27 protein-coding genes and 1 pseudogene are annotated in these 25,905 nt (G+C 71.9%); 17 read left to right on the forward strand and 11 right to left on the reverse strand.

The genetic code is table 11. From position 1 onward, the window contains the following. Positions 1 to 20: 20 nt before the first annotated feature. Entirely contained in the window at positions 21 to 569 is a 549-nt protein-coding gene (locus AC07C1_RS00745) for a DUF5134 domain-containing protein (protein WP_478935987.1), read from the reverse strand. 163 nt (positions 570 to 732) lie between these two features. Here AC07C1_RS00745 and AC07C1_RS00750 point away from each other — a divergent pair, with 163 nt between their 5' ends. Beyond that, the gene (locus tag AC07C1_RS00750) at positions 733 to 2,397 is read left to right on the forward strand and encodes an FUSC family protein (RefSeq protein WP_478935988.1); all 1,665 of its coding nucleotides are present in this window, start codon (positions 733 to 735) and stop codon (positions 2,395 to 2,397) included. Next, the gene (locus AC07C1_RS00755; RefSeq protein WP_478935989.1) at positions 2,394 to 3,014 is read left to right on the forward strand and encodes a MarR family winged helix-turn-helix transcriptional regulator; all 621 of its coding nucleotides are present in this window, start codon (positions 2,394 to 2,396) and stop codon (positions 3,012 to 3,014) included. The genes AC07C1_RS00750 and AC07C1_RS00755 overlap by 4 nt, the downstream gene beginning before the upstream one ends. Positions 3,015 to 3,019: 5 nt before the next feature. Here AC07C1_RS00755 and AC07C1_RS00760 read toward each other — a convergent pair whose 3' ends face one another. From AC07C1_RS00760 to AC07C1_RS00770, 3 genes are all read right to left on the reverse strand, one after another. Further along, the gene (locus tag AC07C1_RS00760) at positions 3,020 to 4,072 is read right to left on the reverse strand and encodes an aldo/keto reductase (RefSeq protein ID WP_478935991.1); all 1,053 of its coding nucleotides are present in this window, start codon (positions 4,070 to 4,072) and stop codon (positions 3,020 to 3,022) included. A 129-nt stretch (positions 4,073 to 4,201) separates the two neighbouring features. After that, entirely contained in the window at positions 4,202 to 4,966 is a 765-nt protein-coding gene (locus tag AC07C1_RS00765) for a VOC family protein (protein WP_478935992.1), read from the reverse strand. A gap of 204 nt (positions 4,967 to 5,170) precedes the next feature. Beyond that, positions 5,171 to 5,563, reverse strand: coding sequence for a VOC family protein (locus AC07C1_RS00770; protein WP_478935994.1), 393 nt, complete (start codon positions 5,561 to 5,563; stop codon positions 5,171 to 5,173). Positions 5,564 to 5,632: 69 nt separating this feature from the next. On the opposite strand from AC07C1_RS00770, the gene AC07C1_RS00775 reads away from it, so the two are divergent. Next, positions 5,633 to 6,172 (forward strand): GNAT family N-acetyltransferase, encoded by a 540-nt coding sequence (locus tag AC07C1_RS00775; protein ID WP_478935995.1) that lies wholly within the window; start codon positions 5,633 to 5,635, stop codon positions 6,170 to 6,172. 27 nt (positions 6,173 to 6,199) lie between these two features. On the opposite strand, the gene AC07C1_RS00780 is transcribed toward AC07C1_RS00775, so the two are convergent. Next, complete coding sequence (locus tag AC07C1_RS00780; protein ID WP_478935996.1) at positions 6,200 to 6,883, reverse strand: glycerophosphodiester phosphodiesterase; 684 nt, start codon at positions 6,881 to 6,883, stop codon at positions 6,200 to 6,202. A 402-nt stretch (positions 6,884 to 7,285) separates the two neighbouring features. Here AC07C1_RS00780 and AC07C1_RS00785 point away from each other — a divergent pair, with 402 nt between their 5' ends. From AC07C1_RS00785 to AC07C1_RS00805, 5 genes and pseudogenes are all read left to right on the forward strand, one after another. Then, entirely contained in the window at positions 7,286 to 8,683 is a 1,398-nt protein-coding gene (locus AC07C1_RS00785) for a DUF6421 family protein (RefSeq protein WP_478935997.1), read from the forward strand. A 38-nt stretch (positions 8,684 to 8,721) separates the two neighbouring features. Then, a complete protein-coding gene (locus AC07C1_RS00790; RefSeq protein ID WP_478935998.1) occupies positions 8,722 to 9,480 on the forward strand; it encodes an SDR family NAD(P)-dependent oxidoreductase in 759 nt (252 codons plus the stop codon). Then, positions 9,477 to 10,547, forward strand: a complete 1,071-nt coding sequence (locus AC07C1_RS00795; protein ID WP_478935999.1) for a threonine aldolase family protein — start codon at positions 9,477 to 9,479, stop codon at positions 10,545 to 10,547. The genes AC07C1_RS00790 and AC07C1_RS00795 overlap by 4 nt, the downstream gene beginning before the upstream one ends. 78 nt (positions 10,548 to 10,625) lie before the next feature. Further along, a complete protein-coding gene (locus tag AC07C1_RS00800; protein ID WP_478936000.1) occupies positions 10,626 to 11,216 on the forward strand; it encodes a transglutaminase-like domain-containing protein in 591 nt (196 codons plus the stop codon). 24 nt (positions 11,217 to 11,240) lie between these two features. Continuing rightward, positions 11,241 to 11,436 (forward strand): annotated as a pseudogene (locus tag AC07C1_RS00805) (cytoplasmic protein); the annotation flags it as partial. Between the two features lie 444 nt (positions 11,437 to 11,880). Here the strand turns inward: AC07C1_RS00805 and AC07C1_RS00810 are convergent. Next, complete coding sequence (locus AC07C1_RS00810; RefSeq protein WP_478936001.1) at positions 11,881 to 12,609, reverse strand: lysophospholipid acyltransferase family protein; 729 nt, start codon at positions 12,607 to 12,609, stop codon at positions 11,881 to 11,883. A 241-nt stretch (positions 12,610 to 12,850) separates the two neighbouring features. On the opposite strand from AC07C1_RS00810, the gene AC07C1_RS00815 reads away from it, so the two are divergent. The 6 genes from AC07C1_RS00815 (at position 12,851) to AC07C1_RS00840 (ending at position 17,460) form a co-directional block, all read left to right on the forward strand. After that, a complete protein-coding gene (locus AC07C1_RS00815) occupies positions 12,851 to 13,216 on the forward strand; it encodes a thioredoxin family protein (protein WP_478936002.1) in 366 nt (121 codons plus the stop codon). 71 nt (positions 13,217 to 13,287) lie between these two features. Next, on the forward strand, positions 13,288 to 13,368 hold the full coding sequence (locus tag AC07C1_RS00820) for a putative leader peptide (RefSeq protein WP_478936559.1): 81 nt from the start codon (positions 13,288 to 13,290) through the stop codon (positions 13,366 to 13,368). Between the two features lie 80 nt (positions 13,369 to 13,448). After that, on the forward strand, positions 13,449 to 13,958 hold the full coding sequence (locus tag AC07C1_RS00825) for a flavin reductase family protein (RefSeq protein ID WP_478936003.1): 510 nt from the start codon (positions 13,449 to 13,451) through the stop codon (positions 13,956 to 13,958). 218 nt (positions 13,959 to 14,176) lie between these two features. Continuing rightward, complete coding sequence (locus AC07C1_RS00830; RefSeq protein WP_478936004.1) at positions 14,177 to 14,962, forward strand: electron transfer flavoprotein subunit beta/FixA family protein; 786 nt, start codon at positions 14,177 to 14,179, stop codon at positions 14,960 to 14,962. Between the two features lie 54 nt (positions 14,963 to 15,016). After that, positions 15,017 to 15,979: an electron transfer flavoprotein subunit alpha/FixB family protein gene (locus AC07C1_RS00835; RefSeq protein WP_478936005.1), complete on the forward strand. Its 963-nt coding sequence runs from the start codon at positions 15,017 to 15,019 to the stop codon at positions 15,977 to 15,979. 161 nt (positions 15,980 to 16,140) lie between these two features. Beyond that, positions 16,141 to 17,460, forward strand: a complete 1,320-nt coding sequence (locus AC07C1_RS00840) for a DUF6986 family protein (protein WP_478936007.1) — start codon at positions 16,141 to 16,143, stop codon at positions 17,458 to 17,460. A 406-nt stretch (positions 17,461 to 17,866) separates the two neighbouring features. Here AC07C1_RS00840 and AC07C1_RS00845 read toward each other — a convergent pair whose 3' ends face one another. Next, complete coding sequence (locus tag AC07C1_RS00845; protein WP_478936008.1) at positions 17,867 to 18,640, reverse strand: hypothetical protein; 774 nt, start codon at positions 18,638 to 18,640, stop codon at positions 17,867 to 17,869. Positions 18,641 to 18,647: 7 nt separating this feature from the next. Continuing rightward, positions 18,648 to 19,697 carry a LacI family DNA-binding transcriptional regulator gene (locus AC07C1_RS00850; RefSeq protein WP_478936009.1) on the reverse strand — a complete coding sequence of 350 codons (1,050 nt, stop codon included), beginning with the start codon at positions 19,695 to 19,697 and terminating at the stop codon, positions 18,648 to 18,650. 211 nt (positions 19,698 to 19,908) lie between these two features. Here AC07C1_RS00850 and AC07C1_RS00855 point away from each other — a divergent pair, with 211 nt between their 5' ends. After that, positions 19,909 to 20,862, forward strand: coding sequence for an ROK family protein (locus AC07C1_RS00855; protein WP_478936011.1), 954 nt, complete (start codon positions 19,909 to 19,911; stop codon positions 20,860 to 20,862). A gap of 6 nt (positions 20,863 to 20,868) precedes the next feature. Here AC07C1_RS00855 and AC07C1_RS00860 read toward each other — a convergent pair whose 3' ends face one another. From AC07C1_RS00860 to AC07C1_RS00870, 3 genes are all read right to left on the reverse strand, one after another. Next, a complete protein-coding gene (locus AC07C1_RS00860) occupies positions 20,869 to 22,890 on the reverse strand; it encodes an NPCBM/NEW2 domain-containing protein (RefSeq protein WP_478936012.1) in 2,022 nt (673 codons plus the stop codon). Positions 22,891 to 23,197: 307 nt separating this feature from the next. Further along, on the reverse strand, positions 23,198 to 24,079 hold the full coding sequence (locus AC07C1_RS00865; RefSeq protein WP_478936560.1) for a maleylpyruvate isomerase family mycothiol-dependent enzyme: 882 nt from the start codon (positions 24,077 to 24,079) through the stop codon (positions 23,198 to 23,200). After that, the gene (locus AC07C1_RS00870; RefSeq protein WP_478936013.1) at positions 23,961 to 24,314 is read right to left on the reverse strand and encodes a hypothetical protein; all 354 of its coding nucleotides are present in this window, start codon (positions 24,312 to 24,314) and stop codon (positions 23,961 to 23,963) included. The genes AC07C1_RS00865 and AC07C1_RS00870 overlap by 119 nt, the downstream gene beginning before the upstream one ends. A gap of 196 nt (positions 24,315 to 24,510) precedes the next feature. Here AC07C1_RS00870 and AC07C1_RS00875 point away from each other — a divergent pair, with 196 nt between their 5' ends. Both AC07C1_RS00875 and AC07C1_RS00880 read left to right on the forward strand, forming a co-directional pair. After that, a complete protein-coding gene (locus AC07C1_RS00875; protein ID WP_478936014.1) occupies positions 24,511 to 24,702 on the forward strand; it encodes a hypothetical protein in 192 nt (63 codons plus the stop codon). A gap of 142 nt (positions 24,703 to 24,844) precedes the next feature. Next, on the forward strand, positions 24,845 to 25,888 hold the full coding sequence (locus AC07C1_RS00880) for an NUDIX domain-containing protein (protein WP_478936016.1): 1,044 nt from the start codon (positions 24,845 to 24,847) through the stop codon (positions 25,886 to 25,888). The last annotated feature ends 17 nt before the right edge of the window (positions 25,889 to 25,905 follow it).

Here is a 25,905-nt window from a genome sequence, read left to right on the forward strand (position 1 = left end):
CGCGCCAGGGGGCCCGGCGCTCACATCGTCAGCAGCATGGCGACCATGCCGATTCCCATCGACAGCCGGCACGCCCGTGCCAGCTCGGGCCGGTCGCCCCAGCGAGCGGTCACCACACCGGCCCCGGTGACCGCGGGCACGAGCCGGGCGCCCGAGAGCAGCACGTAACCCGTGAAGTACACAAGGAGCGCGCCGGTCAGCAACGGCACCCCGGAGCCGCCGTGCGCATGGTGTGCGGCGGGTGGGGCCGCGGCCATCACCACCGACATGTAGACCATGGCCGCCGTGCCCACCAGATGGTGCAGATGGTGCGGGCCGTGGCGCGTGGCCCACAGGGTGCGCAGGGCGGCCGCGCCGAACACGGCCGCGTACACCGGCCACGCCCACCCCGGCGGCGTGAACACGGCTGCCGGTACGGCCATCACGGCCATGCCGAAGCCCATCAGCGCCTCACCGCCCGCGGCCCGGCGCTGCTCCTCCACGCCGCTGCGCATGCGCAGCAGGCAGTAGGCCCCGGTCGCCCCGCACAGGGCGACCAGCAACCAGGCTGCCGGCACCGGTCCGTGCATGCGCACCTCCCCCGCTCGACGGTCGGTCGAGGGTGCGATGCCCAGGTCGGGCGGAGCGCACGCGAGCGCAAGGGTGTACACGGGGAGCGTGCGAGGGAACACACCCGGTGAGCGCGTGATAGCCTCGATCATTTACAGGTAAAACACATGCTAAATTGTTGGGATGAGCAGTGCGACTCCCCGCCGCCTTCCCCTCGCCGGAGTGCTCCGCCTGGGGCGGCCCTCCGACATCTGGTTCAAGCCCGCGCTGAGCGTCGTCGCCTCGGCGGCCCCGCCGAACCTGGCTCTGCTGGCGCTCGGCCGTCTCGACCTCGCCATGTACACGATGGCCGGATCGCTGTGCGCCCTCTACGGCCACAACCGGCCCTACGCCGCCCGCGCCAAGACCCTGACCTGGGTGGTGCTCGGCATGGTCGGCGGCCTCGCCCTGTCCCTGCTCGCGGCGTCGCTCACCTCCGACGCCGTCGTCCTCGTCGCGGTCGGCGCGCTCATGGCGGCCGCCCAGAAGACCGTGTGCGACGCCACCCGCGTCGGACCGCCCGGGAACGTGGTCCTGACCTTCATCAGCTCGGCCTCGATGTTCGCGCCGCAGACCCTCGGCCAGGTGCCCGGACACGTCGGGCTGGCGCTGGCGGCCGGCGCCTGGGCCTGGCTGGTCGGCATGGCGCCCGGACTGCTCCGCCCGCACGGTCCCGAGCGTCGCGCCACCGCGTCCGCCCTGAACGCCGCCGCCGCGTACGCGGGCACGCGCGGCACCGCCGAGGGCCACGCCCGGGCCCGCGCCGCGAGCGCCGCCGCCATCCACGCCACCTGGCAGTCGCTGCTCGCCGCCGGCGCCCGCGCCGACCGCACCCGGCGGGCCCTCGAACAGCTCCTCGTCCGCGCCGAGGTCGCCCTCGCCGCCCCCGCCGACGCCGACCCCGCACGGCTGCGCGCCTGGGCCCGAGAGCTGCGTGGCACCGGCCGGATCCCGCGCGTCGGGCCCACGCGCGAGTCCGCCGACGAACTCCTCGGCGTGGACGCCGAACTCGCCTCGCCGCGACGGCCGTTGGGGCACCGCCTCGCCCCCCTCGCCCCGCTCGCCGCACGCACCGCGATCGGCTGCGCCCTGGCCGGCTACGCCTCCCTCGCGCTCGGCGTCGGCCGCCCCTACTGGGCGCTGGTCACCGCGGCCTCCCTCTACCAGGCCAACGTCACTCTCACCTGGAGCCGGGGCATCCAGCGCGTCGTCGGCAACCTCGTCGGCGTCCTCGCCTTCGCCGCCCTCGCCCCGCTCGCCCATCTCCACCCGGCCGCCCTGGTCCTGTGCTGCCTCGCCCTCAACTTCGGCGCCGAGGCGCTGATCGGCCGCAACTACTGGCTCGGCAGCGTCTGTGTCACCCCGATGGCGCTGCTCATCACCGAGTTCGCCCGCACCCAGGACCCGGGACGACTGATGACCGAACGCGTCGCGGACACCGTCGTGGGCGCCCTGGCCGGTTTCGTGGCGGCCGTCGCCGTCACCAACCGCCGCGCGGGCGACCGCCTGGAACAGGCGCTGACCACGGCGGAACGCGCCCGCGAGGACGCCGCCCGCCTCCTCGCCGAGCCGCACCCGGCACCCCGCGCCCTGGAGTCCGCCGGTCGCGCCCTCGCCGCCGCACTGGTCGACCTGCGGGCCACCGCCGACGCCGCCACCGGCGAGTGGTGGCAGCGCGCCCTGCCCGAGGAGCGGGTCGTGCTCACCGAGCAGTCCGGACACCGTACGCTCGCCGCGACGGTACGACGGCAGGGCCTCGTGCCGCAGGACCCCGATCCCGGCAGGACGACGGAGGACATACGGCCATGACGGCGACCAACGGTGAACCCGTGCCCGGGAGCGACGCGCCCGGTGCGCGCCCGGAGCACGAGGTCCCGGCCGGCGTACGACCGCTGTCCGCGGCCCCCGTGGCCGGCGCCGCCCAGAGCGACACGGTCGCCACCGTCGTCCGGCAGTGGCGGGCCGTGCACCCGGAGCTGGACACCGGGCCCATGGAGGTGATCGGCCGGATCAACCGCTGCGCCGCCCTCCTCCAGCAGGCCGAGGATGCGCCGCTGCGCCGGGCCGGCCTCAGCCGGGCCGAGTTCGACCTGCTCGGCGCGCTGCGCCGGACCGGTCACGAGCTGACCCCGGGGGAGCTGGCCCGGGAGACCTTCTCCTCCGGTGCCGCCGTCACCAAGCGGCTCAAGCAGCTGACCGAACGCGGGCTGGTGGAGCGGCGCGGCGACACCCGTGACCGCCGCGTGGCCCATCTCCGCCTCACCGACACCGGCCGCGACCTGGTCGACGGCATCCTCCCCGAGCAACTCGCCTACGAGACGGCCGTACTCTCCGTCCTGGCCCCCGAGGGGCAGGGCGAGCTGTCCAGCCTGCTCGCCGGCTTGCTGAGCCGCCTGGAGGGCCGGACGGGTGCGCTGCGCGCGTAGGGGCGTCAGAGGACGTCGTGCGCCGTGCGGCGGTATGCGGAGCGGCGGTCGACGATGTCCTGCCAGCGGTCGCCGTAGACGTTGCGGGTGATGGGCGGCTCCCGCAGGAAGTCGTGCGGGAACCCGAGCGGGACCGCGCTCACCTCGTCCAGGCGGGCCACCGCGTCCCCGTCGAGCCGTACCCCGGTGGCCGCCAGATTGTCGGCCAGCTGCTCCGGCTTCGTCGCCGAGACGATCGGTACGACGTTGCCGGGACGGCGGAGCAGCCAGGCCAGGGCCACCTGCGCCGGACTCCAGCCGCCCAGCTCGGCGATGTCCAGGACGGCACTGATGACGTCCTCCTCCCACGCCTCCGGCTCGATCCCGAGCGTGTCCAGCCGGCCCCGCTCCCCACGCCGGTGCTTCCCGGTGAGCTTGCCCGACGCCAGCGGCGCCCAGGCGAACACCGCGAGGTCGAACGCCCGTGCCTGGGGCAGGAGTTCACGCTCCGGGGTCCGCTCCAGCAGGCTGTAGCGCAGCTGCGAGCCCGCGAAGCACGTCCAGCCCCGCAGCTCGGCCAGGGTGTTGGCCTGGGCGATCTCCCAGGCCGGCCAGTCCGACACTCCCACGGACAGCGCCTTGCCGGAGCGCACCAGGTCGTCCAGCGCGCGCATGACCTCATCGACCGGGGTGAAGTTGTCGCGGGCGTGCACCCACAGCACGTCGAGCCGGTCCGTGCGCAGCCGCTTCAGGCTCTCCTCCACCGACTGGACGAGGTTCTTGCGGTGGTTGCCCGCAGAGTTGGGATCCCCGTCCCGCGTGCCGCACGTGTACTTGCTCGCGAGGACGAACCGGTCACGGCGCCCGGCCAGCAGCTCGCCGAGGATGCGCTCCGAGCTGCCCGAGGTGTAGTTGTTCGCGGTGTCGATGAAGTTGCCGCCCGCGTCGCCATAGGTGTCGACGATCCGGGCGCTGGTGTCCTTGTCGGCACCCCAGCCCCACTCCTCGCCGAAGGTCATCGCGCCGAGCGCGAGTTCGCTGACGCGCATACCGGTCCTGCCGAACAGCGTGTACCGCACGTGGGCTCCGTTCCAGATCGGAAACGAACAGGTCGTGCGCTCGACGCTAGGCTTTGGAGCGCACTCCAAGGCAAGCCGGTACCTGCCGAGCGGCAGGCGCTCCGGGGCGGACCGAGCCGGCCGGGGGTCTCAGCCCTCCTCGCCCGCCCGGTGCACCCCGAACGCCGCACCCTGCGGATCCCGCAGCACCGCGATGCGCGGACCGTCCGGCACCGAGACGGGAGCCACGGCCACGGCACCGCCCGCCCGCGCCGCGACCTCGGCCGCCGCGTCCACGTCGTCCACCGCGAAGTACGGCAGCCAGTGCGGCGGCACCTCGGGCGGGAACCGATCACCCATGCCGGCCATGCCGCCGAAGTCCTCCCCGTCGATGCCCCACTGCGTGTACCACTGCGAGGCATTGACGCTCCAGCCGAACACCGAGGTGTAGAAGTCCCGCGCCCGGTCGGTGTCCCGGGTCGCCAGCTCCACCCAGCCGAGCGAGCCGGGCGCGTTGAACAGCCCGGCGCCCGGGAAGGACCGCGCCTGCCACAGCTGGAACACCGCGCCCGTCGGGTCGGCGGCCACCGCGAAACGGCCCACGTCGAACACGTCCATCGGGCCGAGTAGCACCGTCCCGCCTGCCTCTTCCACGCGCCGTACCGCCGCGTCCGCCTCGGTCACCGCGAACGAGACGTTCCACGCCACCGGCTGGGACTCCTGGTACAGCGGGCTCAGTGCGGCCACCGCCGCGTCCCCCAGGTGCGCCACCGTGTACCCGCCCGCCTCCTGCCGCGGGTCGGTCTCCGGCCGCCACCCGAACAACTCGGTGTAGAACCGCTTGGCCCCCTCCAGGTCACTGGTCCCCAGCTCGGTCCAGCAGGGACCGCCGGTCACCGGCTTGTCGAACTTCATGGCGGTTCCCTTCCGGCCGGGGCGGCCTGCCGCGTGGAAAGCAGGGGAAGACCAAGCTCTCCCGCGCGGGAGACCTGATGTCCGCACGCTAGCCTCCGGCCATCCGAACCCGGTACGAGGACCAGCGCCCGGCACGCCGAGAGCACGCACCTGACACCGCAGGCCCCGGCCTTCGGGCGGACGGCCGGAGTTCGACGACAGGACTTAGATGCCCGGCCGGTAGCGCAGTGGATGGTCCGTCGGCACCTCCACCAGTGCGATGCGGGTGCCGTCCGGGTCGGCGATCCACATCTCGACCAGGCCCCACGGCTCCCGCACCGGTGGCCGGACGATCGCGACGTCCTTCGCCCGCAGCTCCTCGTGCGCGGCCGTGACGTCCTCGACCTGCAACCAGAGCCCGACGGCTGGGGAGGACGGAGTTTCCGACCGTCCGGACACCTCCAGGAATCCACCGCCGAGGAAGTAGACCGTCCCGCGCTCGGGGCCCGTACCGAACTCGCGGTAGACGGGGAGCCCCAGCTGCCCGCCGTAGAAGGCGCGGGAACGTTCGGGGTCGGTGGGCCGCAGAAGTGTCCGGCTGCTGAGTACATGCACCATGCAGGCGGAGCCTAGTGGCAGGGTTACGCTCATCCCTGGCTCAGCCACGCCCGAGAAGGAGACCGCGCCATGGAGACCGCCGCCACCGGAGTCATCTTCCGCGACACCACCGACGCCGACGTCGACGCGCTGGTCGCGCTGGTCGAGTCGGCGTACCGCGGGGACGACAGCCGGGCCGGGTGGACCACCGAGGCGGACATCCTGGACGGCCGGCGGACCGACCCCGAGGGCGTGCTGGAGGTGATCAAGTCGCCGGACAGCCGGCTGCTGACCGTCGAGCAGGGCGGCCGGATCGTCGCCTGCTGCCAGCTCGAGCACCGCGGCGACCATGCCTACTTCGGCATGTTCGCGGTCAGCCCCACGCTGCAGGGCGCGGGCCTCGGCAGGACCGTCATCACGGAGGCCGAACGCCAGGCGCGCGAGATCTGGGGCGTCACCGAGATGCGCATGACCGTGATCTCCGTGCGCGACGACCTGATCGCCTGGTACGAGCGCCGCGGCTACCGCCGTACGGGAAAGATGTCCCCGTTCCCGTACGGCGATGAGCGCTTCGGTGTCCCGCAGCGCGACGACCTGCAGTTCGAGCTGCTGGTCAAGCCGCTGGTGTGACGCTCACCCGGGGGATCGGGCGCAGGGTCACGCGGTGAAGCGGCCCGTGCGCTTGATCTCCGGATAGTCGGTCGTCGCGCCGTCCAGCCCCAGCGCGCGCACCAGCCGCAGATGGTCCTGCGTGTTGACCACCCAACCGATGATCCGCAGTCCCGACGCGCGCGCGTGCTCGACGGTCTCCAGGGTGAGCCGGCGGATGTCGAGACAGACGGTCGCGGCACCCACGGCGACGGCGCGGTCCACGACGTCGATGCCGTAGCGGCTCGCGACCAGCGCGGTCCGCACCCCCGGCACCAGCCGGGCGATCTCGGCGACCGCCTCGTCGTGGAACGAGGACACCTCCACGCGTCCGACCAGGTCCCGCCGGTGCATCACGTCGGCCAGCGCCCTGGCCGCCGCGACGTCCTTGATCTCGGCCTGCACCGGCGTGCTCACCGCGTCCAGCACCTCCTCGAACACCGGCACCCGCTCGCCGCGGCCCGCGTCCAGGGCCCGCAGCTCCGCGAGGGTCTTCTCGGCGATCGGCCCGGAGCCGTCGGTCGTCCGGTCCACCTCCGCGTCGTGCATGACGACCAGGGCGCCGTCCTTGCTCAGATGCAGATCAAGTTCGATCAGGTCGAGGCCGGCGTGCTGCGCGGCGACGAAGGAACGAAGGGTGTTCTCGGGCTCGACACCCATGACCCCGCGGTGACCGATGGTAAGGAAGTTCAAGGTTCGACTCGCTTCCGTCGACGGCGGCTCGGCACGCGCGGGACGGGCGGACGCCGTCGTCCGCGCGGGCAGAGTCGCAGCCTAATGGCCGGGACCCGCGATGAACCCGCATGTGCGCGGGTGATCAGGGCGCGTGGCGGGCGCCAGCTGGCCGGTTCCCGCTTCCGCAGTCACCCTGGCGTGGGCGATTCCTGGCGCCCTTGACCGTCCGGTTCGCCCCGGTCGCAGCCCCTCTGTTCCGCCCTGGGATACAGCGGAAGTGACTGTAGTCACGGTTTGCGGCAGGAAAAACGTCGGTGGCGAAGGGGCTGGGCAGAACAATTTCCCGAGCTGCCCCTTGCTGAGAGAAAGCGGGTATGCATACGGTGTCCATACGCGAGCTTCTCCCGTGGAGGATGGGTCATGACGGAAATTCTTGTGCAGGCGGGTGCGGAGGACCAGGTTTCTTCGCTGACCAGGGTGGTTGAGCACCCGGCCTGGCCCGTCCTCAAGGATGCCGTGGAGCAGATCCGGCCATGGCAGTCGAAGGACGGTGCGATCGACTTCGACGCCGAGGGTGCCCCGCGGCGGGCCGACGCCGTCGCGGCCGTCGAGCGCGTCGCCGACGCGGTCGAGCAGCTTTCCCCGCTGCTCCCGCACGACGCCGTCTACCACCAGGCCCTGGTGAAGGATCTGCGCCGCTGGGCCGAGGGTGGCTTCGAGGTCCCGGACTTCCTCGACTCGCTGCTGGCCTTCCAGCCCGCCGCGGAGCGCGCGGACGGCCTGCAGCACCTGGTCGTCTTCCCGATGTACACGCAGAACGGCAACCCGGACCGCAACCTGGAGGCGGTCGTGCTGCGCATGGTCTGGCCCGACTGGCTGGCCGAGCTGGAGCGCACCCGGTACGACAACCCGCTCTTCTGCGGCATCACGTTCGAGGACTTCACCTCGGGCTACGACACGAACTCCGCCGTGCTCTTCCCGGAGACCATCGCCGTACGCGAGGCGCCGGAACGTTTCTCCTGGGGTGGCATCTTCTGCGACCGCGAGGCCGCCCGCTTCCGCCGGGTCACCGACGCCGCCGTCGACCTCCTCGGCCTGGAGCTGCCCGAGGACATCGCCGCGATGGTCCACGACCAGAAGCGCTGCGAGGAGGCCTTCGTGCTGTGGGACATGGTCCACGACCGCACCCACAGCCACGGCGACCTGCCGTTCGACCCGTTCATGATCAAGCAGCGCCAGCCGTTCTGGATGTACGGCCTGGAGGAGCTGCGGTGTGACCTCACCGCCTTCAAGGAGGCCGTGAAGCTCCAGGCGGACGGCGTCCCGCAGGCACGTGACGTGCAGTACGCCGTGCTCTTCGACCGCATGTTCCGCTTCCCGGTCACCGGCGACCGCGTCCGCAACTACGACGGCCTCGGCGGCCAGCTGCTCTTCGCCTACCTGCACAAGCACGACGTCGTCCGCTGGACCGACAACAAGCTCTCCATCGACTGGGAGCGCGCCCCGCAGGTCACCAACGAGCTGTGCGCCGAGATCGAGAAGCTGTACAAGGACGGCATCGACCGCCCCAAGCTCGTGCACTGGTTCGCCGGGTACGAGCTGGTCGCCACCTACCTGGCCCCGCACCCCGGCTCGAAGTGGGCCAAGGGTCCGGATGCCCTGGACCTGACCCAGCCGCCGCGCAAGCTCGTGGACGACGTGCTTCCGGACGAGTTTCCGTTGAGCATGTTCTATGAGGCCCTGTCCAAGAAGCTGAAGAATGTGATCGCCTCGACCAAGGGCATCACGGCGGACAGCGCCGAGCGGCTCGCCGCGTGAGCGACCGCCTCCGGAACACTGCTCAAAAGGGGAAGAACATGGTGGGGAACGGGTCTCTCAGTGGTGCGGTGATCGCGGTGGCCGGAGCGGGCGGACCCGCCGGGCACGCGACGCTGGTCCGGCTCGCCGAGGCGGGCGCGGTCGTGGTCGGCGCCGACAACAACCCCGAGCGCCTGGCCGAGGCCGTGGACGCGGCCCGCTACGCGCGCGGCGGCGCCATCGTCACCGGCGAGACGGTCGACCTGCTCGACCTGCGATCCACCCGCGACTGGGCCGCGCGCATCGAGAAGGACCACGGCCGCGTCGACGGCCTGGTCCACCTCGTCGGCGGCTGGCGTGGCAGCTCGACCTTCGCCGAGACCGACCTCGCCGACTGGGACCTGCTGGAGAAGCTGCTCATCCGCACCGTCCAGCACACCTCCCTGGCCTTCTACGACGGCCTGCAGCGCAGCGACCGCGGCCGGTACCTGCTGATCAGCGCCGCCGGCGCGTCGAAGCCGACGGCGGGCAACGCCGCGTACTCCGCGGCCAAGGCGGCCGCCGAGGCCTGGACGCTCGCCATGGCCGACGGCTTCCGCAAGGCCGGGATCGCCGAGGGCGCCGAGGGCCCACGCTCGGCCGCTGCCATCCTGGTGGTGAAGGCGCTGGTGCACGACGCGATGCGCGCCGAACGCCCCAACGCGAAGTTCGCGGGCTTCACGGACGTCAAGGACCTGGCCGAGGCCGTCGAGGGCGTCTGGAGCAAGACCCCCGCCGAAGTGAACGGAAACCGTCTGTGGCTGACCGAGAAGCCGTGAACCCCCCCAGGACCGACGCACGTCGCCACCACGACCCGCAGGTCCGCGGTTTCGCCAGTGACAACTACGCCGGAGCCCACCCCGAGGTGATGGCCGCCCTGGCGATGGCCAACGGCGGCCATCAGGTGGCGTACGGCGAGGACGACTACACCGAGAACCTCCAGCGGATCATTCGCAGCCACTTCGGGTCCACCGCCGAGGCCTTCCCGGTCTTCAACGGCACCGGCGCGAACGTGGTCGCGCTCCAGGCGGTCACCGACCGCTGGGGCGCTGTGATCTGCGCCGAGAGCGCGCACATCAACGTCGACGAGGGTGGCGCCCCCGAGCGCATGGCCGGCCTGAAGCTGCTGACGGTGCCCACGCCCGACGGCAAGCTCACGCCCGAGCTGATCGACCGGCAGGCCTGGGGCTGGGAGGACGAGCACCGTGCCATGCCGCAGGTGGTGTCGATCACCCAGAGCACCGAGCTGGGCACGCTGTACACGCCCGAGGAGATCCGCGCGATCTGCGAGCACGCCCACGCGCACGGCATGAAGGTGCACCTGGACGGCTCCCGGATAGCCAACGCGGCCGCCTCCCTGAACGTGCCGATGCGCACGTTCACCAACGCGGTGGGCGTCGACATCCTCTCGCTCGGCGGGACGAAGAACGGCGCGGTGTTCGGTGAGGCGGTCGTGGTCATCAACCAGGACGCCGTCAGCCACATGAAGCACATCCGCAAGATGAGCATGCAGCTCGCCTCCAAGATGCGCTTCGTTTCGGTGCAGTTGGAGGCGCTGCTCGCCAGGGACCTGTGGCTGCGCAACGCCCGGCACGCCAACGAGATGGCCCAGCGGCTGGCCGAGGGCGTCCGCGCGGTGCACGGCGTGGAGATCCTCTACCCGGTGCAGGCCAACGGCGTCTTCGCCAAGCTCCCGCACGACGTGAGCGAGCGGTTGCAGAAGCGGTTCCGGTTCTACTTCTGGGACGAGGGCGCCGGGGTGGTCCGCTGGATGTGCTCCTTCGACACCACGGAGGAGGACGTCGACACGTTCGTGGCGGCGCTCAAGGAGGAGATGGCACGCTGACCCTCAGTGATGCATAGGTATGCGATTACCTGAAAAGTCATTGACGTTCGGGTGATCGCATTCCTATGCTCCGCAGGCATGGAGCTTATCCAGAACACCACCGATCTGTCCGCCTACCTGGCTGCTGACGACGCCATCGACCATCACCGTCCCGTGGTCCGGAAAACGGCCGCCGGGCTGGCCGAGGGTGCGTCCAACTCGTATGAGTATGCGCGCGCCGCATACGAATTCGTGCGGGACACCATCCCGCACTCCCAGGACTCCGGTGATCTCCGTGTCACCTGGCGCGCGTCCGACGTGCTGACGATGCGCACCGGCATCTGTTACGCCAAGTCCCATGCTCTGGCGGCACTGTTGCGGGCCGAGGACATCCCGGCCGCCCTCTGCTACCAGCGCCTGGGTGACGGCGAGGGCGGACATGTGGTCCACGGTCTGGTCGCCGTCCGCTTCAACGGCGCCTGGCACCGCCAGGACCCCCGCGGCAACAAGCCGGGGGTCGAAGCGAGGTTCTCCCTGGACGGCGAGCGGCTGGCCTGGATTCCGGATCCGGCATCCGATGAGCTGGACTATCCGGCCCTGTACGCGGAACCCCACCCGGTCGTCCTGGGCGCCCTCAAGGCGGCCCCGGACCGGCCGTACTTGTGGAAGACGCTCCCCGACGCACTCTGAGGCGAGGCAGACGACCTCGCAAACCTCGTCAACGGATCCAGCACGGAGGGGAGTTCGGCCCCGTGGGGCGAGGTCGCCGGCCGTATCGCCGCCCGCCTCGACGGGCGCGCTCCGCACGAGGACCGCACCTGGCCGCCTGCCGCGAGGTGACCACCGCCTTCGGCGCCACGCCGTCGCCCACCGCAACTCGGCCGAGGCGCCGGCCAAGCAGGCCCTCTCGGCCCCATGCCGGTCGCCGAGGCAGCCGGCGCGGACGCCGAACCCGCCGGACCGCTCGAGAAGTTATCCGGTGACGGCTGCGACCCCCGCCTGGCCGACGTCCCGTCGGGCGAGGCCGGCGCTTCGGCGGTCCGCCGGCCCGGAGGGGGCTGTCGCTCCGCGGGTGGCGGGAGGACCGGTCGTGAGTCCCTGGGTCAGGAAGGCGCCGCTGGTCCGGCCGGGGGGTCAGGAGCCTGACGAGCGCCTCGGTCGGCCGGCATCGCTGGGAAACGGCCGGCTGCTCCTTCGCCGTGGCGCCGGCCCTGGCCGCGGATGCCGTCGCCGTGCCGCTCGCGCTCACCGGTGGCGACATCTCCCGCACCGAGCACGCCGCCTCCGAAAGGACATCGCGCTCCGCCGTTGCGACCGCGAACCCCGCCGGCCGCAGCACCGCGTTCTCAGGGGGTCAGTGCGCCTCGGCCGCGCGCAGCTGCTCGACCGTCGGAGCCGCACCACCGAGGTGCGCGGGCAGCCACCAGGTGTCCTCCGGGCCCTTGGGGCGGCCCGGGTAGGCGCGCTGCGCGGCGTCCAGCAGCTCCTGGACGCGCTCGCGCAGCCGGCGGGTGATGGCACCCGCGTACTGGTCGCGAGGGGCCTCGATGGCCTCGCCGACGCGAATGGTGACGGGCAGGTGACTGCGCTTGAAGTGGCGGGGGTGGCCCTTCGTCCACAGCCGCTGCGTGCCCCACACCGCCATCGGGACCAGCGGGACGCCCGCCTCCTGGGCGAGCCGGGCCGCGCCGGACTTGAAGCTCTTCAGGGTGAAGGACTGCGAGATCGTGGCCTCCGGGAACACCCCGATGACCTCGCCGGAGCGCAGCGAGTCCAGCGCGTGGGCGTAGGCCGCCTCGCCCTGGTTGCGGTCCACCGGGATGTGCTTCATTCCCCGCATCAGCGGACCGGAGACCTTGTGCCGGAAGACGGCCTCCTTCGCCATGAAGCGCACCAGGCGCTTCTGTGGCAGGGCCGCCAGGCCGTTGAAGACGAAGTCCAGATAGCTGATGTGATTGCTCACCAGCACGGCGCCGCCCGAGCGCGGGATGTTCTCCGACCCCTGACAGTCGATCTTCAGGTCCCAGACCTTGAACAGCGTCTTGGCGAAACCGATGACGGGACGGTAGACCAGCTCTGCCATGGGCGGGGTGGGCCCTTTCTGCTCTGCTCGGGAAAGGGGGCTCCCGGCGGGAGGTTACGCAGCCGTAGGTTTACGGCGTCTCGCAGATCGTGCCCCAAGAACGGACGGGTAGCCAGTCCTGGTGCCCGGCCGTGGCGAGATCCTCGTCACGTCGGCCTACATGCCCTCTATAATCTTTAAGTCCCCTTTACTCCGCCCGTACCGTTGCCCTCTTCGCGGAGCCGGGAATCTTCGCGGTCTCATGAGTGCTTGTGGGGATGACGACCGGAGGGAGAGTGCGGTGCGAGGGCGGGACGACGGCAAGCGGCTCGGAGCGGCCCAGCTGGGCGGCGAACTCGGCGCGCGGGCGACGCTCGTCCAGTTCTCCAGCGCCTTCTGCGCGCCCTGCCGGGCCACTCGGCGCGTCCTCGGCGAGATCGCCGGCATGGTACCCGGGGTGACCCACGTCGAGATCGACGCCGAGGCCCACCTGGACCTCGTACGTGAACTGGAGATCCTGAAGACGCCCACCGTGCTGGTGCTGGACGCGGGCGGCCGGGTGGTGCGCCGCGCGACCGGACAGCCGCGCAGGGCCGACGTCATCGCGGCGTTGGGGGAGGCCGTGTGAGCGGGGTGAGGTATCTCCCGGATGCCGGGACGAACTTGACTGTGCGCGCCGCCTATCGTCAGCCTGACCGTATGCCGATCGAAGTCCTTCTCTTCGGGCGGGTCCACGTCGACCTCGCTCGCACCGCGAGCGCGACCTGTCCGGGCTGTTGAGCACCAACGGCCCTTCCCCCGGTCTCGGCCGCGCTCGACCGGGGGGACCCCCACGTCACCTCCGGCAGAAGGACAACTCCATGACGGCCACGCCCGACCTCGGCACTCCCCAGCTCGGCTCTCCCGACCTGCTGCGCTCCACCTTCCGCCGGCACGCCGCCGGTGTGGCGGTGATCACCGCGCGTGGAGCCTCCGGGCCGGTCGGCTTCACCGCCACCTCGCTCTCCTCCGTCTCGGCCGAGCCCCCGATGCTGTCCTTCGGTATCGGTACGGGCGCCTCCAGCTGGCCCGCGATCGCCCGGACCGAGTACGTGGGCGTCCACATACTCGGCGAGCACCAGAGTGAGCTGGCCGCCACCTTCGCCCGCAGCGGCGCCGACCGCTTCGGCGCGCCGACCGCCTGGCGTGACGGCCCGGAAGGTGTACCGGTGCTCGACGGCGTGCTCGCCTGGCTGGTCTGCCGGATCGTCGGACGCGTCCCGGCCGGTGATCACCGGATCGTGCTCGCCGAGGTCGCCCTCGGCGATCCCTCGGGCTCCGGCCGCCCCCTCCTCTACCACCAGGGCCGCTTCAACGGCCTGCGGGATTGATCACGCCCCTCCGCTCCTGCGAAGCCGTCGAGTTCCGGTTACGCTGCGTTGCGAAGGTCACAGTTCAAAGCGCTTGCTTAGCGAGCAGGAACTGGGTGTACTGACGAGTAATGTTTCGGTCGGAGCGCGCGGACGTCCCGACCGGGATCGGCCACTTGAGGCGCCTATGCTGCCTGCAAGAGGCAGCCAGGAAATGACGATGCAGTAGGAGAGCCGGCGTGAGCTTGAGGATCGTTGTCACTGTGAAGTACGTGCCCGACGCCACTGGCGACCGGCACTTCGCCGATGACCTGACCGTCGACCGCGACGACGTGGACGGTCTGCTCTCCGAGCTGGACGAGTACGCGGTCGAGCAGGCGCTGCAGATCGCCGAGGACGCGGACGACGCCGAGGTCACCGTCCTGACCATCGGCCCCGAGGACGCCAAGGACGCGCTGCGCAAGGCGCTGTCGATGGGCGCCGACAAGGCCATCCACGTCGAGGACGACGACCTGCACGGCACCGACGCCATCGGCACCTCCCTGGTGCTGGCCAAGGCGATCGAGAAGGCCGGGTTCGACCTGGTCGTCTCCGGCATGGCCTCCACCGACGGCACCATGGGTGTCGTACCGGCCTTGGTCGCCGAGCGCCTGGGTGTCCCGCAGGTCACCCTGCTGTCCGAGATCTCGGTCGAGGACGGCACGGTCAAGGGCCGCCGTGACGGCGACGCCGCCTCCGAGCAGCTCGAGGCGTCCCTGCCGGCCGTCGTCTCCGTCACCGACCAGTCGGGCGAGGCGCGCTACCCGTCCTTCAAGGGCATCATGGCGGCCAAGAAGAAGCCGGTTCAGTCCTGGGACCTGTCCGACCTGGACATCGAGGCCGAGGAGGTCGGTCTCGACGGCGCGTTCACCAAGGTCGAGACCGCGACCGAGCGTCCGGCCCGCACGGCCGGCACGATCGTCAAGGACGAGGGCGAGGGCGGCAAGCAGCTCGCTGAGTTCCTCGCGAGCCAGAAGTTCATCTAAGGGCTCGCCCCCCGCTGACCGCCCCTCAACTTCGTTACGCAGGAGAGCAATCCCATGGCTGAAGTCCTCGTCTACGTCGACCACGTGGACGGTGCCGTCCGCAAGCCCACCCTGGAGCTGCTGACCCTGGCCCGCCGCATCGGCGAGCCCGTCGCCGTCGCGCTGGGCAACGGCGCCGCCGACACCGCCGCCACGCTCGCCGAGCACGGCGCGGTGAAGGTCCTCACCCACGACGCGTCCGAGTACGCCGAGTACCTGGTCGTGCCGAAGGTGGACGCCCTGCAGGCCGCCGTCGAGGCCGTCTCCCCGGCCGCCGTGCTGGTCCCGTCCTCCGCCGATGCCAAGGAGATCGCCGCCCGCCTGGCGCTGCGCATCGGCTCCGGCATCATCACCGACGCCGTCGACCTGGAGGCCGGCGACGAGGGCCCGGTGGCCACCCAGTCGGTGTTCGCCGCGTCCTTCACCACCAAGTCCCGTGTCATCAAGGGCACCCCGGTCATCACGGTCAAGCCGAACTCGGCCGCCGTCGAGGCCGCCCCGGCCGCAGGCAGCGTCGAGGACCTGTCCGTGACCTTCTCCGAGCAGGCCACCGGCACGAAGATCACCGGCCGTACGCCGCGTGAGTCGACGGGCCGCCCGGAGCTGACCGAGGCCGCGATCGTGGTCTCCGGCGGCCGTGGCGTCAACGGCGCCGAGAACTTCTCGATCATCGAGGCGCTCGCCGACTCCCTCGGTGCGGCCGTCGGTGCCTCGCGTGCCGCGGTGGACGCCGGCTGGTACCCGCACACCAACCAGGTCGGCCAGACCGGTAAGTCGGTCTCGCCGCAGCTGTACATCGCCAACGGCATCTCCGGCGCCATCCAGCACCGCGCGGGTATGCAGACCTCCAAGACGATCGTGGCCGTCAACAAGGACGCCGAGGCCCCGATCTTCGAGCTGGTCGACTACGGCGTGGTCGGCGACCTGTTCGACGTCGTCCCGCAGTTGACCGAGGAGGTCAAGGCCCGCAAGGGCTGAGCCGCTCCCTGGCTGTCCGAGGCCCCTGTGACCGACGTGGTCATGGGGGCCTCGGTGCATGCTGGACGAAGCCGAGCAGGTGTTGACCAGCGGGAAGCACCCCGGATAACTTCATTCTACGGATTGTTGATTCCGTAGAGCGGAAAAATGGAGGGTGTGGGATGGGTCAGGGCCAGCAGGAGCAGGGCCGGCAGGAGAAGGTGACGACGAGCCTCGCGGGCGCCGTCAGCGAGGAGATCAGCGCCTCCCTCGCACCGGTCGACGCGGAGCTGGAGCGCCGCTACCCCGGGGACCCCGGCACCCGGCAGCCCGTCCACACCGTCTACGTCCCCGGTGACGCCTTCGCTGCCGACACCCTCCGCTCCTGGGGCGACCGGGCTCTCGCCGCCCTCGACGAACACGCCCCGGACGCGGCCTCCTTCGCGGCCGTCCTCGGCCTCTCCGACGACCTCGCCGAGCCGGTCCACTCCCGCGTCCGCGCCAAGCTGGAGCGCGAGCCCATCGAGGACCTGCGCGTCGACTTCGAGGACGGCTACGGCCCCCGTCCGGACGCGGAGGAGGACGAGACGGCGGCCCGCGCGGCCCGGCTGATCGCGGAGGCGTACAAGAACGGCACGGCCGCGCCGTACATGGGCATCCGCATGAAGTGCATGGAGGCCGCGGTACGCGACCGGGGCATCCGTACCCTCGACGTCTTCCTCTCCGGCCTGATGGAGGCCGGCGGCCTGCCCGAGGGTCTCGTCCTCACCCTGCCCAAGGTCACGTACCCCGAGCAGGTGAGCGCCTTCGTCCGCCTCCTGGAGGCCTTCGAGAAGGTCCACGGCCTGAATGCCGGCCGCCTCGGCTTCGAGATCCAGATCGAGACCAGCCAGTCCATCCTCGCCACCGACGGCACCGCCGCGGTCGCCCGCATGATCCAGGCCGCCGAGGGCCGCGCCACCGGACTGCACTACGGCACCTTCGACTACAGCGCCTGCCTCGGCGTCTCGGCCGCCTACCAGGCCAGCGACCACCCGGCCGCCGACCACGCCAAGGCGGTCATGCAGGTCGCCGCGGCGGGCACCGGCGTCCGGGTCTCCGACGGCTCGACGAACGTCCTCCCCGTCGGCCCGACGACCAAGGTCCACGACGCCTGGCGCCTGCACTACGGCCTCACCCGCCGCGCCCTGGCCCGCGCCTACTACCAGGGCTGGGACATGCACCCCGGCCACATCCCCACCCGCTACGCGGCCGTCTTCGCCTTCTACCGCGAGGGCTTCGAGCAGGCCGCGGGCCGCCTCGCCCGCTACGCCAACCGCACCGGCGGCGACGTCATGGACGAGCCCGCGACCGCCAAGGCCCTCAGCGGCTACCTGCTGCGCGGCCTGGACTGCGGCGCCCTCGACATCGCCGAGGTCGCCCGCCTCACCGGTCTGACCCGCGCCGACCTGGAAGGTTTCGCGGCACCCCGCCGCGGCGACCTGACGGCCTCCGCGAAGTAGCGCGCCGTACGCACGGCCACGGCCGACGGCACGAACCGCCCCCGCTACCCCTTGGGGAGGGCGACGGGGGCGGCCGTGTGTCCGACGCCGGGGACCGCCTGCCGCTGGGATTCGACGCTGATCATGGGACAGCTCTCCCACAGAAAGGCTGACGTCCCTGCTGCGTCGTTCCCTGCTGGTCGCGTGTACCGCGGCGACAGCTCTCCTCGCCTCCCTCCCCTGGGCCATGGCGACATCCATCGCACACGCCGAGACGGGCCCTCGTGAGCCCTGGGTGGTGCGCACGGCGGTGCTGCGCGCCGATCCCAAGGAGTTCGCCTCTCGCCGTAAGCAGAAGGAGGGGGTGCCGGAGCATCGCACGTTCCGTCTCTTCAGCGGCATCCGGGGCAAGGGCGTCGACGGCGACTCAGCGCTGCCGGGGCTCCCCGGTCCGCTGACCGTGCGCGTACGGCTCGAGACCCGACTCCGTCACCCAGTCGTGGTCGGCGAACAGCCGGGTGCCCCGTGCGCACAGCTCGGGATGTGCGCGGGCCCGAGCGCAGAACTCCTCGGGAGTGACACCGAACAGCTCCCTCAACGGCGCCGACCTCAACAGGAGTTCGGTGAGGAGGACGTGCTGGTCGCCGGGGTGCCGGCGCGGCGCACGAGCGCCGTTGCGCAGCACCCCGTGCCGGTTGACGTACACGTACGCCCCGGCGAGCACCGAACCGTCCGGCAGCTCGATCCGCACGTCGGGCGCGGGCAGCCAGGCCCGCCAGAAGTTCCCTCCGGGCAGCGGTACGCCCTCACTGGCGTCGATCACGGCCAGCTGCCGGCGGTCCAGCCAGATGACGAACAACTCACGTAAGGCATGGGGTGACTTCACCGGAGAGGCGGAGACATACCCCAGACGGCTCACGTGCGCGGAGACGCCCACGTCGACTCCGGTCACCCGCGTCCGCACCATGGGGATGGGGCCGTCGATCCCGAACTCGGCCATCTTGTGCCGCAGTTGAGCGGGCGAGGCGTTGGAGCCGACGGCGAGCACCGGTGCCCGGTCGGCGTACACCAGGCGCTCCAGCGGCAGCATCCGGTCGCCGTGCAGCAACCCGGAGCCGGCGGGCCGGGCGCCGGGATAGGTCAGCGGATGGTCGCGGGGTGCCTCGGCGAGGCCGAGTTCCTCCAGGGTGTGGCCGGCCACGCGCGGCTCAGTCGGCCGGCGGCAGCTCGCCCGAGCCGCGCGTGATCAGCCGGGTCGGCAGCTCGATGCGCTCCGGGCCGAGGAGGGTGCCGTCCAGCTGGCGGAAGAGACGGTCGGCGGCGGTCCGGCCGAGGGCGGCCGCGTCCTGCGCGACGACCGTGACCCCCGGCTGGAGCAGATCGGCCAGTTCGATGTCGTCGAAGCCGACGAAGGCGACCCGGCGGGACTGCTCGGCCAGGACCCGGATCGCGGTGACCGTCACCCGGTTGTTGCCGGCGAAGATCGCGGTGACCGGGTCGGGCCCGGCGAGCATCTCCTCCGCCGCTCGGCGCACCCGCTCCGGATTCGTCGCCCCGAGGGACGTCCACCGTTCCTCGACCGGTATCCCCGCCTCCTCCATGGCCGTCCGGTAGCCCCGCAGTCGCTCGGCCGCGGTGTGGATCCGGGGCATGTCACCGATGAAACCGATCCTCCGGTGCCCGTGCGCGATCAGATGGGCGACGCCGTCGCGGGCACCGCCGTAGTTGTCGGACAGCACCACGTCCGCGTCGATCCGTCCGGCCGGGCGGTCCACGAACACGGTCGCCACGCCCGCCCTGATCTCCGGCTCCAGATAGCGGTGGTCGTCCCCGGCCGGAATCACCACCAGGCCGTCCACCCGCCGCGCGCACAGGGCCAGCGCCAGCTCCTGCTCACGCTCCGGGTCCTCCGCGCTGGAACCGTTGATCAACAGGGCGCCGTGGGCGCGGGCCACCTCCTCGACCGCGCGGCTGAGCGGGCCGTAGAACGGGTCCGCGAGGTCCTCGAGGACCAGGCCGATGCTCGCCGTACGGCCCTTGCGCAGCACCCGGGCGCTGTCGTTGCGGCGGAAGCCGAGGGCGTCGATCGCCTCCTGGACGCGGCGCTCGGTGTCCGGGGTGACGCCGGGTTCGCCGTTGACCACGCGGGACACCGTCTTCAGGCCGACCCCGGCGCGTGCGGCCACGTCCTTCATCGTGGGACGGTTGCCGTACCGGTTCCCGGAGTGGTGGTCTGCGCGGCGGGTGGTCTCGGGCACGATGCGCTGTCCTGTCCTGTCATCCGTGTTCACCCATGGGGTGGTGCGGCGATCAATGAGGTTGTATGAGGATGTGGCGTCGAGCATAGAGCCTGGACAACGTTGTCAGATGCGAGAGAGACTGTCCACCGCTGTCTCCGGCCTGCGCCCCCACCGCTTGACCGGCCTGCCCTTCTTTGGTTTCAAGCTTCAACGGGGAGATCTGACTCTGATGCACACCGACCTCGTGGCGGCCCTGGACATCGGCGGCACCAAGATCGCCGGCGCGCTGGTGGACGGCGACGGACGGATCCTGGCGCGGGCCCAGCGCCCCACGCCCGCCCAGCAGGACGGCGAAACGGTCATGCGGGCCGTCGAGGGGGTGCTGGGTGACCTCGGCGGGTCGCCCCTGTGGGGACGCGCCGGCTCGATCGGTATCGGCAGCGCGGGCCCGGTGGACGCCTCGGCGGGCACCGTCAGCCCGGTGAACGTGCCGGGCTGGCGCGACTTCCCGCTGGTCGAGCGGGTGCGCGCGGCCACCGGGGGGCTCCCGGTCGAGCTGATCGGCGACGGCGTCGCGATCACGGCGGCCGAGCACTGGCAGGGCGCCGCCCGTGGCCACGACAACGCGCTGTGCATGGTGGTCTCGACGGGCGTCGGCGGCGGCCTCGTGCTGAACGGCCGACTGCACCCCGGCCCGACCGGCAACGCCGGGCACATCGGTCACATCAGCGTCGACCTCGACGGCGATCCCTGCCCGTGCGGCTCGCGCGGCTGTGTGGAGCGCATCGCCAGCGGCCCCAACATCGCCCGCCGAGCCCTGGAGCAGGGCTGGCGTCCGGGTCCCGACGGCGACACCTCGGCCGCCGCGGTGGCCGCCGCCGCCCGCGCGGGCGAGCCGGTCGCGGTTGCCTCCTTCGAGCGGGCCGCCCAGGCGCTGGCCGCCGGCATAGCGGCCACCGCGACCCTGGTCGAGATCGACATCGCGGTGATCGGCGGGGGCGTCGGCAAGGCCGGTGACGTCCTCTTCACCCCCCTGTGCAAGGCGCTCGCCGACTACGCGACCCTGTCCTTCGTGCGGCGGCTGACGGTCGTGCCCGCGCAGATGGGTACCGACGCGGGTCTGGTCGGCGCCGCCGCGGCCGCGCTGGCCCGCAGGCCGGACCCGACCGCGGCGGGCGTCTGACGGAGTTCAGCAGCTCAGACGGGCGTCCGCCCAGTCCGCGTGGTCCGAGTCGACACCGTCCCCGCCGTCGGTGACGACCAGCCGGACCACCCGGGCGCCGCTGATGTCGGCGGTGACCGGCTGGGCGGGCTGTGCGTTGGTCAGCACACCGGTCGAGGCGGCCTTCGTGCCGTCCGCCCAGATCTCGAAGGCGACGGTGCCCTTCGCGCCCTTCTCGTCGTCCACGCCGACGTCCGCGGTGACCTTCTCGCATCCCTTGCCGGTGTAGAAGGAGAGGTCGCTCGGTGCGTGCACGCCGAGCCCCTTGGCGTACCCCACCCCGCCGATGGTGAGCGGATGCCCGTCGCCCGCGGCGCTCTCCCCGTTGCTGGCGTCGCGCTCCACCGGCCCCCAGCCGCTGGCCGCCGACAGCCACGGCAGATCGCTGAGGTACGACGTCCCGGAGGGCGGCGGCAGGACGACGGAGGCGGTCAGCGGGAGGGTGCTGGTCGCGAGCTGTCCCGAGGGCGAGCGGTAACTCACCTGGAGCGTGAGGCCGTAGGACCCCCTCGGTGTCCCGGCCGGGACGGTCACACGCCAGCCGGTGCGCAGGGACCTGCCCGTGGCCAGGGCGGTGGCCGTGGTCGCCGACGTGGGCCGTACGTTCCACCCCTCGGGGCCGGTCAGCGACACGGACACCCGGCGCGCGGGCGTACGCCCGAGGTCGGTGACCGTACTCGTCAGCGTGGCCGGGGTGCCCGCCTCCAGCAACGGGCTGTCCTCCAGGCCGAGTTCGGTGGCCGGAGGGTTGGCGGCCCAGTCCGGGTCGGCCGAGACGCGCAGCAGGACCGTGCCGTGGGCCGGGACGGTGGCGGCGATGGTGCCGGCGGTGTTGTAGCCGCGGTGCTGCCACAGGTCGCGCAGCGTGTAGGCGTCGGCGGCGGGCAGGCCCAGGGCGCTCGCGCTGGTGGCGATCCGCTGGGCGGCGCCCGACTCGTTGAAGAGGGCCACCGCGCGGCTGCCGTCCCTCATCTCCTTGGCGACGACCCAGCGTCCGCCCGCGGAGGAGACGACCGTGCCCTGCTTGCCGAGCGGGTCCTGGTCGACCGCGATGACCTCCTTGTTGTCCAGGATGTCGAAGGTCGCCTGGGAGGCCCTGCGCAGATCGGTGCCGATGAGCAGCGGTGCGGCCATGACCGACCAGAGGGAGAAGTGCGAGCGGTACTCGGTGTCCGACATGCCGCCGTTGCCGACCTCCAGCATGTCGGGGTCGTTCCAGTGGCCGGGTCCGGCGTACGGCGCGAGCGGGAGGTTCTGCTTGAGGATGGACAGCATCGAACCCCAGCTGTCGCTGATGTCACCGGTGGTCCGCCACAGGTGGCCGACGTCCGAGGCCCATTCCCAGGGCTTGTTCTCGCCCCATTCGCAGATGCTGTAGACGATGGGCCGGCCGGTCGCTCTCAGCGCGTCGCGCATGGTCCGGTAGCGCAGCTTGGCGTCGACGCCCTGGTTGTTGCAGTTGTCGTACTTGAGGTAGTCCACGCCCCAGTCGGCGAACTGCCGGGCGTCGCTGCCCTCGTGCCCCAGGGCGCCCGGGAAGCCCGCGCTGTTGCAGGTCTTGACCCCGGCGCTGGTGTAGATGCCGAGCTTGAGACCCTTGGCGTGGACGTAGTCGGCGACTGCCTTGATGCCGTTCGGGAAGCGGGCCGGGTCGGGCACCAGCTTGCCGTTCGCGTCGCGGTCGGGCAGCGCCCAGCAGTCGTCCAGGTTGACGTACCGGTAGCCCGCGTCTTTCAGGCCCTTGGCGACGAAGAGGTCCGCGATCCCCTTGACCATGGCCTCGTTGAAGTCGGCGTGGCAGTGCGTGGAGTTCCAGTTGTTGAAGCCCATCGGCGGGGTGAGGGCGAGGCCGTCGGCCAGGGTGGGCGCGACGGGCTCCTGCGCGGGAGCCGCCAGGGCGGGGGTGGCGAGACCGCCCGCGCACAGCAGTCCCGCGGTCAGTGCTCCGACCACTCTTCGGCGGGTTGTGCGGGTGTGAGGGTGACGCATCGTTGACGTTCCTCCGACTCGCGAAAGGTGGATGACGGCATGCCGCCCCTGGGCGACATGTACGCGTCATCGGTGCGCGTTCACGGTAGAACCTGTCGGACTGTGTTGGAAGAGACGTGTTCGGTTTGGTGGATGTCTCGTCAAAACCCTTGACGCCTGGGGCATTTCGCCGCGCCGGTGTGGTCGGGCGTTCGGATGTGTTCGGCTTGGGTGAATCAGACCTCGTCGCCGACCCGGCCCCAGCCCGGCAGCGGCGGCTGGGGCCAGGCCGGTGGGGACGGCAGCAGGTGTGCGGGGCGGTCGGTCGTCAGTCCGTTGGCCGGCAGCCTGCCGCCGAGCCAGCCGAGCCAGCCGAGCAGCCGGTGCCCGGCTCCGGCAGCGTCACTCCGTCGGGCGGCAGCCTGCCGCCGAGCCAGCCGAGCAGCCGGTGCCCGGCACCGGCGATCGAGGGGCCGTCGGGCGCCAGGGTCCAGTGCCGGCCGAGATCCATGGCCGCCACCGAGGCCGGCGGGAACCCCTGGGCCCGCAGCGTGGTGAGGGTGTCGTCCAGCGCCCAGGTGACATACCTGTCCGGCTCGGTGCCGTGGCCGATACCGAGGTCCAGGTGGTGTGTCTCCAGCTCCCGCAGGCAGCGGAGCAGGAGGTACCAGGCCGGATGCCGCCAGCCGGCCAACGCCGGGACCAGGCGGTCCCAGGCGGGGGCGGGCATCGCATGCGCCTCCGCCGTGAACCGGTCGAGGCTCTCCCGAAGCCGGGCGACCAGCCGGCCGGCGGGCAGCGCGGCGTCCCGCCCGAGCGCCGCGGCCAACGCCGCCGCGTCCGCACGCGGCCCGGGCTCACGGCCGGTACGCGCGAGCCGCAGGAGCCACACATAGGCATCGGCACCGTGCGGGACGTGGGCCGGCACCTGAGCACGCGTCCACGACTTCAGCCCGGAAGGGACACGCAGCTCGGCGTCGGACAGCCCGGCCGCGCCCCGGACGAGCCGGTCGCCCGACCGTACGAAGTCCCCGACGAGGTCGCCGCCGGCCGTGCGGACACAAGGGAACCGCTCATGCTCACTCCGGGACTCACCGGAACTCGTGCACGACCTCGATCCGGCCGGCGATGTGGGCGTTGAACTCCGCCAGCTCCTCCGCCGGGACCCACAGTTCGAGGATCGTCCGTCCTCCCGCCTGCCGGACCGGATAGCGGCCGAGGAACTCCGTGTCGACCTCGAAACGGGTCACGAAGCCCGCGCCGTCGTGCTTGACGTTCCAGTCCCGGGCGATCCGGATCGCGTAGTCCTCGTTGAGGACCGGGTAGAAGATGGGCTGCTCCGGCAGCCGGGGCGGCCACGCCCGCCACTCGAGCCGGCGCACCAGCTCCAGCTCCTCGGGGCCCGTCGGGCGCCAGAGGGTCGTGGTGGAGCGGGGGCCGGTCATGACTGTGCCCTCCTGGGCGGTTACGGCGTTGGCACCGAACGGCGGATGCGGCGATCCAGAACTCCGGGACGATACCCGCGGTTTGATCGTCGGAGCCACGGTATTTCCGGCCCTGGCCCGGGTCGGCCCTCGCCCGTCCCGAGCGGAAGCGCGGGGATCCGCGTGACCCCCGGCCGCTTCCGCAGTTGATCAGCACATGAAGAAGCGCAGCATGCTCGCCATCGCCTCCCTCGCCACCGGATTCGTCGTGGCCGCCATCACCCCGCCCCACGCCGCGGACGCCGGGTCCCTCGGCGACGTCAAGGTGGCGGACACCCTCGACACGGCTGGCCAGCCCGTCAGCCACGAGAGTCTCGCCGTCGACGACAGCGCTCTCGGGCAGGAGTAGACCCGGCCGCGTACGGCGTGAGTGCCGGTGTCCCCGCCGCAGGGACACCGGCACTGGCGTACGGGCGCCCTCACCGGGGCGGGGTTTCCGTGGCAGGGTGGAGCGGGCAAGCCACAGGGGGCCAACAGAAGAGGGGGAGTCCGTGACCGTCGTCTGGATCAACGGCGCGTTCGGTGCGGGGAAGACCGCCACCGCACGGGAACTGATCGAACTGATCCCGAACAGCACGCTCTTCGATCCCGAGGTCGTCGGCGCGGCGCTCACGCATCTGCTGCCGGCCAAACGCCTCGCCGAGGTCGGCGACTTCCAGGACCTGCCGATCTGGCGCCGGCTCGTGGTCGACACGGCGGCCGGGATGCTCGCCGAGCTGGGCGGCACCCTCGTGGTGCCCATGACCCTGCTCCGCCAGGATTACCGTGACGAGATCTTCGGCGGCCTGGCCGCCCGCAGAATCGCCGTGCACCACCTGCTGCTCGCCCCGGCCGAAACGATCCTGCGCGCGCGCATAGCCGGCCGGGAGGTCCCGCCGGACCTCCCCGACGGCGAGCTGCGGGTGCGGCAGTGGTCGTACGACCACATCGAGCCCTACCGGGCCGCCCTCGCCTCCTGGCTCACCGCCGACGCCCACCTCGTGGACACGAGCGCCCTCACCCCGTACGAGACCGCCGCGCACATCGCCGAGTCCGTCGGCAGCGGTGCCGTACCCGTCTGCGACATCGTGCAGACCCCCGAGCCGGCCGCCGAGACGCTCGCCGCCGGGGTGCTGCTCTTCGACGAGCAGGACAGGGTGCTGCTCGTGGACCCCACCTACAAGCCCGGCTGGGAGTTCCCCGGCGGTGTGGTGGAGCGTGGTGAGGCCCCGGCGCGGGCCGGCATGCGCGAGGTCGCCGAGGAGACCGGGATACAGCTGCGGGAGGTGCCCCGGCTGCTCGTCGTGGACTGGGAGCGGCCCGCGCCGCCCGGCTACGGCGGGCTGCGGCTGCTGTTCGACGGCGGCCGGCTGGGGCCCGGCGCGGCGTCCCGGGTGCTGCTGCCGGGGACGGAGCTGCGGGCCTGGCGCTTCGCCAGCGAGCAGGAGGCCGCCGAGATGCTCCCGCCGGTCCGCTACGAGCGGCTCCGCTGGGCCCTGCGAGCCCGCGAGCGGGGGACCGCCCTCTATCTGGAGGCCGGTGTGCCGCTCGGCTGACCCTTTATCGGGGCGAG

The sequence above is a fragment of the Streptomyces sp. NPDC045022 genome, from assembly GCF_056432605.1.